Annotated in this window: 3 protein-coding genes; all 3 read left to right on the forward strand. The window is 75.4% G+C overall.

Annotation, left to right across the window (positions count from 1 at the left end; genetic code table 11):
* Positions 1-116: 116 nt before the first annotated feature.
* Positions 117-485: an acyl carrier protein gene (locus tag ACYVE9_RS25725; RefSeq protein ID WP_461030294.1), complete on the forward strand. Its 369-nt coding sequence runs from the start codon at positions 117-119 to the stop codon at positions 483-485.
* Positions 482-1,291, forward strand: coding sequence for a 4'-phosphopantetheinyl transferase family protein (locus tag ACYVE9_RS25730; RefSeq protein WP_461030295.1), 810 nt, complete (start codon positions 482-484; stop codon positions 1,289-1,291). Before ACYVE9_RS25725 ends, ACYVE9_RS25730 begins: the two co-directional genes overlap by 4 nt.
* 2 nt (positions 1,292-1,293) lie before the next feature.
* Positions 1,294-1,686: ACP S-malonyltransferase (locus tag ACYVE9_RS25735; protein ID WP_461030296.1), on the forward strand; the 393-nt coding region annotated here is incomplete at its 3' end.

The following is a 1,686-nucleotide window of genomic DNA, read 5'->3' on the forward strand; positions in this document are numbered from 1 at the left end:
GAGCGCGGGGCCGCCCCCGAGCACGGCACCCCCGAGCACCGCGCCGCCCCCGAACCCGAGCGCCGCACCTCGCGCCGAGAACGCACCTCCCACGGAAACGGAAAGGGAACCCGACGATGACCGCCACCACCGTGCACCAGCCGCGCACCCCGGCACCCGACCTGGACGCGTTGCGCGCCGCCGACGTCGACGAACGCATCCGCGTCATCGAGCAGTTCATCTGCCGCGAACTGACCCGGGTGCTCGACGTGCCGCCCGCGCACCGCATCGACCCGCGCCGGCCGATGCACACCCAGGGCGTCGGCTCCATCATGGGCCTGCAGCTCAAGCGGCTGCTGGAACTGTCCCTGGGCGTCGAGGTGCCCGTCGTCCAGGTGCTGCGCGAGGACAGCGTGGCCGAACTGGCCGCCGGCCTCGCGCTGCGGATCGACGGTCCGCAGGGGGAGGAGCCGTTCGACGCAGCAGCCCCCGGCGGGCCGCGATGAGCCCACCCGCACCGGCGGACGGCCGGCTCGACCTGTGGATGCTGCGGCAGCCATGGACCGAACTCCCCGGTGACCCGCTGGTGGTGTCCGAACTGAGCGAGGCCGAGCTCAGCCGCGCGGCGGCCTTCAGCCGGGCACACGACCGGCTGCTCTACCTGTCGGCCCACATCGCGCTGCGCAGGCTGCTCGGCGCCTACCTCGCCGTGCCGCCGCAGCGGGTGCCGCTGGTCCGTGAGCCCTGCCCCGGCTGCGGAGAGCCGCACGGCCGCCCGGCGGTCGCCGGCGACCCGGCGCCGCTGCACTTCTCGCTGTCGCACAGCAACGGCCTGGCGCTGTTCGGGATCGCCACCGAACCGGTCGGCGTGGACGTGGAGAAGCTGCCCGGCGACGAGACGGTGGAACTGTGCAGCCCCGCGCTGCACCGCGCCGAACGGGCCGAACTGGCCGCGCTCGCCCCCGACGAGCGGCGCCGGGCGTTCGGACGGCTGTGGACCCGCAAGGAGGCCTACCTCAAGGGCATCGGCACCGGCCTGAGCCGCGACCTGGCCGCCGACTACCTCGGCGAGTCCGGCGCCACCGCCCCGCCCGCGCACTGGACGGTCCGCAACGTGCCCTGCGGCTCCAGCCACACCGTGCACGTGGCCGCCGCGGCGGTGCACGGCACCGCGCCGCGCACCACGGTGCTGCGCTGGCTGCCCGCCGACCTGGTGTACGCCCGGGACGCCACCGGGCTCGTCGACGGAAAGGAGCCGCCGCAGTGGACCGCACCGCTTTTGTCTTCCCCGGTCGGGGCTCCCAGCGGGTAGGGATGGGCGCCGGCCTGGCCGGGCGGCACCCCGACCTGGTGGACGCCTACTACCGGCAGGCCGACACCCGGCTCGGCTTCCCGCTGTCCGAACTGTGCTGGCAGGGCCCCGGCCACGTGCTCCGCGACGCCTCGGTCTCCGAGCCGGCGGTGCTGCTCACCAGCGTCGTGACGCTGGAGGTGCTGCGCCGAAGCGGGCTGCGCCCCGACGTGGTGGCCGGCCACGGCCTCGGCGAGTACACCGCGCTGGTCGCCGCCGGAAGCCTGCACTGGACGGACGCGCTGCGCCTGGTGCGGCTGCGCGGCCAGTTGACGTCACTGGTCACCGAACGGGCGCCCGGCGCGACGCTGGACGTCGCCGGTGTGCCGACGGCCCGGCTGGTGTCGCTGTGCGCC

It is taken from the genome of Streptomyces sparsus (assembly GCF_054776295.1).

What these genes read in the sequence shown, in the direction of transcription:
- ACYVE9_RS25730 (WP_461030295.1), top strand. Translation starts at nt 482, where the DNA reads ATGAGCCCACCCGCACCGGCGGACGGCCGGCTCGACCTGTGGATGCTG.
- ACYVE9_RS25725 (WP_461030294.1), top strand. Translation starts at nt 117, where the DNA reads ATGACCGCCACCACCGTGCACCAGCCGCGCACCCCGGCACCCGACCTG.